5 protein-coding genes and 1 tRNA gene are annotated in these 6,924 nt (G+C 74.5%); 3 read left to right on the top strand and 3 right to left on the bottom strand.

Features of this window, described 5'->3' with window-relative positions; translation table 11 throughout:
* Positions 1-356: 356 nt before the first annotated feature.
* The 3 genes from AC069X_RS08615 (at position 357) to AC069X_RS08605 (ending at position 4,910) form a co-directional block, all read left to right on the top strand.
* On the top strand, positions 357-2,216 hold the full coding sequence (locus AC069X_RS08615) for a hypothetical protein (RefSeq protein ID WP_478726480.1): 1,860 nt from the start codon (positions 357-359) through the stop codon (positions 2,214-2,216).
* Positions 2,217-2,413: 197 nt separating this feature from the next.
* Positions 2,414-3,931 (top strand): N,N-dimethylformamidase beta subunit family domain-containing protein, encoded by a 1,518-nt coding sequence (locus AC069X_RS08610; protein WP_478726478.1) that lies wholly within the window; start codon positions 2,414-2,416, stop codon positions 3,929-3,931.
* Between the two features lie 76 nt (positions 3,932-4,007).
* Positions 4,008-4,910: a phosphoribosylaminoimidazolesuccinocarboxamide synthase gene (locus tag AC069X_RS08605; protein ID WP_478726476.1), complete on the top strand. Its 903-nt coding sequence runs from the start codon at positions 4,008-4,010 to the stop codon at positions 4,908-4,910.
* A 42-nt stretch (positions 4,911-4,952) separates the two neighbouring features.
* Here AC069X_RS08605 and AC069X_RS08600 read toward each other — a convergent pair.
* From AC069X_RS08600 to AC069X_RS08590, 3 genes are all read right to left on the bottom strand, one after another.
* A tRNA-Gly gene (locus tag AC069X_RS08600) sits at positions 4,953-5,025 on the bottom strand.
* 24 nt (positions 5,026-5,049) lie between these two features.
* Entirely contained in the window at positions 5,050-5,661 is a 612-nt protein-coding gene (locus tag AC069X_RS08595; protein WP_478726474.1) for a response regulator, read from the bottom strand.
* Positions 5,658-6,911 carry a sensor histidine kinase gene (locus AC069X_RS08590; protein ID WP_478726473.1) on the bottom strand — a complete coding sequence of 418 codons (1,254 nt, stop codon included), beginning with the start codon at positions 6,909-6,911 and terminating at the stop codon, positions 5,658-5,660. The genes AC069X_RS08595 and AC069X_RS08590 overlap by 4 nt, the downstream gene beginning before the upstream one ends.
* Between the last annotated feature and the right edge of the window lie 13 nt (positions 6,912-6,924).

The following is a 6,924-nucleotide window of genomic DNA, read 5'->3' as shown; positions in this document are numbered from 1 at the left end:
GGCAAGGGGGGTTATGAAAAGTGAAAGCACATGAGAGAGCTGTCGAAAGGGAGGGAAAAGGACAGAGGAAAAAAGAGACAGGGGATAGGGAGGTGGGGCCCCCCCCCCCCCCCCCCGGGCCCGCGCGTGCGTACGCGTGCGACTGCATCCGGCCGCCTTCGAACGCAGCCACCTTTACCCAAAGCCATTCCATCGGGTGATCGTCACCCGGACTGCCTGACGGCCGCCGCTGCCCCAACTAGGGTGCGGCGCAAGCATTCCGGCACATGGCCCACCGGCATTGCGATGTCAGTGGCGGGTGTCACAGTGGGGGAGTGAGCAAAGCCGCCGCAGGGCAGAGGGGGTGAGGTCCGGTCGTGTCCGGAACCGGTTCGATCGCAGAAGTGGGCGCGCCGTCCGCGCGTTCGCGGGCCCTCGCCGTGCTGCGGGTCCGCAGCAGGGCCATGGCAGCCGTGCTGCTGCCCGCCGCCGTCGCGGTGGTGCTCGTCGCCGCCCGGATGACGGGCCGGCTGGCCGGGGACCCCTGGCCGGTGGTGACCCTGGCCGTCTGCTCGGTGGCCGCGCTCGTGCTGCTCGTCGGCGGGATATTCGGCGCGGTGGTGCTGCGCGCGGGTCCCGCCGTGACCCCGACGGTGCCGCTGCCGGAGGCCGCCGCCCCCGACCTCTACCGCCTCGTCCGGGACCTCGCCGACCGGATGGACGTGCCCGCGCCGTCCGCGATAGCCCTGACCCCGGACTGCGACAGCTGGCTGGAGGACCGCACCCACACCGCCCACCGCCGGGGCGCCGGCATGGCCCCGGGCCCGGAGTCCGAGCCCGGCGCGGCCCCGGTGCTGGTGATCGGCTCGCCGTTCCTGTGGTGGATGCGGGTCGCCGAGCTGCGGGCCTTCCTCGCGCCCGTCGTCGCCGGTACGGGCCCCTCCGCGCACCCGGACATAGCCGACGCGCGCGGCTTCGTGCGCGGGCTCGACGCGGCGGTGGACGTCGGCGGCCGGCCCGGCCTGGGCTGGATCGCCCCTCCGGCCCGGCTGCTGCTGCGGATGTGCCGGACGGACGCCGCCGAGATGGAGCGCGGGGTGGCCGCAGCGGCCTCCGACCGTGCACAGGGTGTGGACTACGGGCTGCGCATCGTCGCCCAGGAGCAGGTCGGCCTCGCCTACGCGGGCTGGGACCGGCTGCTGACCAGGGTCGCGCTGCCCGCCTGGCGGATGGGCCGCTGGCCGGCCCACCTGGACGCCGGGGTGGTCTCCGCCCTGACCGAGCTGTCCCGGCGGGACCGGCTGGCCGAGGGGTTCGCCTCGCGGCTCGGCGAGCGCCCCGCCTGCGACCTCCTGGAGCAGCCCGGCGTGGTCGACGAGGCCGCCTCCCTGCTCGCGGCCCGGCTCTTCCACGGCGGCCCGGCCGAGGCGGGGCCGGACTGGGCGCCCGTGGACTGGGCGGCCTACCCGGAGGAGGTCGTGGACCGGAAGTGGCGCGCCGAGGCGGCCCGGCTGCACGCCGCGCTGGACGCCCTGACCGTCCCGGGCGACCTCGCGGCACCCCCCGCACCCGCCCAGGCCCGCCCGGAGGGCTCCGAGTCCCCCGCGGAGCCGGTTCCCGTGGCGACCGGCGCCCCGGCCCCGGCCCCCGCCCAGGCCGCGGCCGCGGGCCCCGGCGGCGCAGGCCAGAGCGGCCCCGGCACCCCGGCGGGCCACACCGCCCCCGCAGCCGCCCGCCCCGCAGCCGCCCGCCCCGCAGCCGCCCGCCCCGCCGACCGGCCCGGCCCCGGCGGCCAGGCGTCCCCGGGCGGGCCGACGCTGGAGCGGGTCCTCGGCTACCTCACCGACCCCGCCGGGGACGGCGCCGCCGGAGAGGCCCTCGCCGGGCGGCTCAGCGGCGACCTGGCCCGCGAGGAGCGCGCCGCCGGAGCCGCGGGGCCCCGGCCGCGCGGCGGTGCGGACACCCTGCCGCTGTTCCCGCTCCAGCCCCCGCGCAGCAGCCGGGACCTGCTGGCCGACCACGTCACCGCCCTGGTCTGCTGCGCCGCCGTGGACTCGGCCGGCGCCGGCCCGGGCCTGGACTGGCTGGACGGCCCGGTGCTGCTGGTCGCCGGCGAGCGCCGGGCGGACCTCGCGCCCCGCGTGCTCTCCCTCGTCGAGGACGGGGACCCGAAGCCCCTGCGCGACTGGCTCGCCGAGCTCGGCGTACGCCCCGAGAAGCCCGTCCGCCTCGTCTGAACCGGGCCTCGCGGCGCCCGGCGCCGGCCCCCGCCCAAGCGGCGCCTTGCGTTCCGGTCACGTCAATTCACGACGAACGGTGACGGAGTGAGTGCGTTATGTGATGTGCTTGGGACCGGTCGCGGAAGGGTGTCCGAAAACCCGCCGCGCACCTGACGGAAGCAAAGGCGTTCGGGGGAGCGAGGGAGGGGAGCGGTATGGGTGCGGACCAGATCCGGCGGTGGGAGTCAGGTGCGCTCGCGCACGCGGTGACCGATCCCTTCGGCCAGGGCCCCCTGCCCTGGTTCCGGGGCAGCGAGCTGTACTTCGACGACACCGGCCAGGTCGTCCCCTGGTACGTGGACCCGTCCCTCGCCGCGCCCGGCCCGGGCGCCCCCGGCCACGGCAGCCCCAACCACGGCAGCCCCGGCCGCAGCTCCCGGGGCGGCGGCCCCCGTACCGCCGACGACGTCCACCGCCAGATCAAGGGCTTCGCCTCCACCGGAGCGGTCGCCCCCGGCGAGGCCATCGACTTCCACATCACCGTCGACCCGCCCCAGCAGTTCTCGGTCGACGTCTACCGGATCGGCCATTACGGCGGCGACGGCGCCTCCAAGATCACCACCAGTCCCCGGCTGTCGGGCATCGTCCAGCCGCCGCCGCTCACCGCCGACCGCACCGTCTCCTGCCACCACTGGTGGCTGTCCTGGCGGCTCCAGGTGCCCTCGTACTGGAGCATCGGCGCCTACGTGGCCGTCCTCACCACCGCCGACGGCTACCGCTCCCACATCCCCTTCACGGTCCGCGACGACCACCCGGCCGACCTCCTCCTGTTGCTGCCGGACATCACATGGCAGGCCTACAACCTCTACCCCGAGGACGGCCGCACGGGCGCCAGCCTCTACCACGCCTGGGACGAGCAGGGCCGGCTCCTCGGCGAGCGCGACGCCGCCATCACCGTGTCCTTCGACCGCCCCTACGCGGGCGCCGGCCTCCCCCTGCACGTCGGCCACGCCTACGACTTCATCCGCTGGGCCGAGCGCTACGGCTACGACCTCGCCTACGCCGACACCCGCGACCTGCACGCCGGCCGCGTCGACCCCACCCGCTACCGGGGCCTGGTCTTCCCCGGCCACGACGAGTACTGGTCGGCCCCCATGCGCCGCACCGCCGAGCGCGCCCGCGAACACGGCACCTCCCTCGTCTTCCTCTCCGCCAACACCATGTACTGGCAGGTCGAGCTGTCCCCCTCCCCCTCCGGGGTCGAGGACCGGCTCCTGACCTGCCGAAAACGCCGCGGCCCCGGCCGCCCCAGCCTGTGGCGGGAGATCGACCGCCCCGAACAGCAACTGCTCGGCATCCAGTACGCGGGGCGGGTCCCCGAGCCGGCGCCGCTGATCGTCCGCAACGCCTCGCACTGGCTGTGGGAATCCACCGGCGCCGCCGAGGGCGACGAGCTCGACGGGCTGGTGGCGGGCGAGGCCGACCGCTACTTCCCGCGCACCCAGCTCCCCGAGCACCAGGACCGGATCCTGCTCGCGCACTCCCCGTACCTCGACGGCGAGGGGGCCAAGCGCCACCAGGAGACCTCCCTGTACCGGGCGCCCAGCGGCGCCCTGGTCTTCGCGTCCGGCACCTTCGCCTGGTCCCCGGCGCTCGACCGCCCCGGGCACGTCGACGAGCGGGTCCAGCGGGCGACGGCCAACCTCCTCGACCGGATCTGCAAGCGGGACTGAGCCACCCCCTGGCCGGGGCACGGGGGCCCGTACGGGAGAATGGTCCCGCGCTCGTACAGAACCACAGGGAGACCCCGTGCCCGGATTCGTCGAAAAGCCCGAGCCGGTGCAGGTGCCCGGCCTCGTCCACCTCCACACCGGCAAGGTCCGCGACCTCTACCGCGACGAGGACGGCAACCTCGTCATGGTCGCCAGCGACCGCATCTCCGCCTTCGACTGGGTGCTGCCCACCGAGATCCCGGAGAAGGGCCGCGTCCTGACGCAGCTCTCCCTCTGGTGGTTCGAGCAGCTCGCCGACCTCGTCCCCAGCCACGTCCTCGGCACGGGCCTGCCCGCCGGCGCCCCCGCCGACTGGGAGGGCCGCACGCTGGTCTGCAAGAGCCTCGACATGGTCCCCGTCGAGTGCGTGGCCCGCGGCTACCTCACCGGCTCCGGCCTCAAGGAGTACGTCCAGTCCCGGACGGTCTGCGGACTCGCCCTCCCCGAGGGCCTCGTGGACGGCTCCGAGCTGCCCGCCCCGATCTTCACCCCGGCCGCGAAGGCCGCCGTCGGCGACCACGACGAGAACGTCTCCTACGAGGAGGTCGCCCGCACCACCGGCGCCGAGACGGCGGCGCTGCTGCGCCAGACCACCCTCGCCGTCTACGGGCGCGCCCGCGACATCGCCCGCGAGCGCGGCATCATCCTCGCGGACACCAAGTTCGAGTTCGGCTTCGACGAGGACGGCACGCTCGTCGCCGCCGACGAGGTCCTCACCCCGGACTCCTCCCGCTTCTGGCCCGCCGACCAGTGGCAGCCGGGCCGCACGCAGCCCTCGTTCGACAAGCAGTACGTCCGCGACTGGCTGGCCTCCCCGGCCTCCGGCTGGGACTCCAAGGGCGAGCTCCCGCCGCCGGTCCTCCCGCAGGAGGTGGTGGCGCAGACCCGCGCCAAGTACGTCGAGGCCTACGAGCGCCTCACCGGTCAGACCTGGAGCTGACACGACGAAGGCCCCGATCGGTGATCGGGGCCTTCGACTCTGAGCGGACAACGCGACTCGAACGCGCGACATCCACCTTGGCAAGGTGGTGCTCTACCAACTGAGCTATGTCCGCCTGTGCGCCGTAGCGCGAGACCTACTATACCCAACCCCGCTGCCGTGCGAGACGCACTGCCGTGTGCCGGTTCTCCGCGCCGAGTTTCGTCGCCGCCGAGGACAGGTAGTTCCGTACGGTCCCCGGCGACAGCGAGGCCCGCTCCGCGATCTCCGCGATCGGCGCCCCGTCCGCCGCGAGTTCCAGCACCTCCGCCTCACGGGCCGTCAGCGGGGAGTCGCCCGCGCTGATCGCGTCGGCCGCCAACTCCGGGTCCACGTAACGCCCTCCGGCGTGCACGGTACGGATCAGCTCGGCCAGCCGCTGCGCCGACACCGTCTTCGGAGCGAAGGCCCGTACCCCCGCGGCCAGGGCCCGCTTCAGGTGCCCGGGGCGGCCGTGACTGGTCACGATCATGGTCTTGCAGTCGGGCAGTTCGGCCCGCAGGGACGTGGCGACGCTCACACCGTCCGCGCCCGGCATCTGGAGGTCGAGCACCGCCACGTCCGGCCGGTGCGCCCGGGCCATCGCCAGTGCCTCCGGCCCGGAGGCCGCCTCGGCGACGACCACGAGGTCGTCCTCCAGTGCCAGGAGCGCGGCCAGCGCGCCCCGGATCAGGTGCTCGTCGTCGGCCAGCAGTACGCGTACGGGGCTCACGCCCGCACCTCCACTCGTCGTGCGTCCAGGGGCACCTCGGCCCGCAGCCGGAACCGGCCGCCCTCGGCCGGCCCCGCCAGCAGGGTTCCTTCCACCGCCGCGAGCCGCTCGCGCAGCCCGGCGAGCCCGGACCCGGGCCGTCCGGCGGGTACCTCGGGCACCCCGTCGTTCTCCACCACCAGGGTCACCGCACCCGGGGACTCCACCTCCATCAGCCGGATCAGGCAGCTGCGCGCGTCCCCGTGCCGCAGCACGTTCGTGGTGGCCTCCCGCACCACCCAGCCCAGCGCCGACTGCACCTCCCCCGGCAGCGTCCGCACGGCCGCCGCGCGGAACTCCACCCGGCAGTCCACCCCGGCCGCGGTCAGCACCCCGCGTGCGCCCTCCAGCTCCACCGCGAGGTCCGCCTCCCGGTAGCCGCGCACCACGTCGCGCACCTCCCGCTGCGACTCGCGCGCGATCCGCTGGACCTCGATCATCTGGTCCACCGCCTCGGGGCGTTCGCGCCGGGCCAGCTGCACCGCCAGCTCGCTCTTGAGGGCGATCACCGCCAGGTTCCGTCCCATCACGTCGTGCAGGTCCCGGCCGAAGCGGAGCCGCTCCTCGGCGACGGCCAACTGCGCCTGGATCTCCCGTGCGTGGTCGAGTTCGTAGACGGTGCGCAGCAGCCAGCCGGAGAACCCGCAGGTGAAGGAGAGGAAGACGCCTGCCAGCAGGACGCCGATGAAGTAGCCGACGGCCTCTTCCGGGGGCAGGCCCAGCGCGGCGACGGTCGCCGCGGTCCCGACCGCGGTGACCAGCGGCACGTACTTCATGTGCTGGACCTTCTCCACGGCCAGGACGAGGGAGCCGCAGCCGAAGCAGGTCACCCCCACCACCAGGCCGGGGGCCACGGATTCGTCGAGGCTGCCGAACCGGCGCAGGAAGAGGAAGAGCAGTACGGCCCCGGCGGTGGCGGCCGTGGTCACCACCGCGAGCCGGACCGGGCGTTCGCGGCGGCCGCAGACGGCGTCGAGGGCCCTGGACGAGAGGAAGCCGACCAGGACCGCGTGGGCGACGACCACGCCGAAGGCGGCGAAGGCCAGCGGCTGCGGGGTGCTGTTCTCCGAGCTGTTGGCGCTTTCGGCGAGGGCGACGAACCCGAAGGACACGATCTCGATCAGCACGAACAGGTGGAAGGACCAGCGTGTGTACACCTCGACCTTCCCCGCACTGCTGCGCTTCTTCCACCACCCGGTCAGCTTCGACACGGTCCCGTCCCCC

This window comes from Streptomyces sp. NPDC043896 (assembly GCF_056435605.1).
Note: the sequence above shows the minus strand (reverse complement) of the source record. Positions and strands in the feature narration are given on the sequence as shown.

What these genes read in the sequence shown, in the direction of transcription:
- AC069X_RS08610 (WP_478726478.1), top strand. Translation starts at nt 2,414, where the DNA reads ATGGGTGCGGACCAGATCCGGCGGTGGGAGTCAGGTGCGCTCGCGCAC.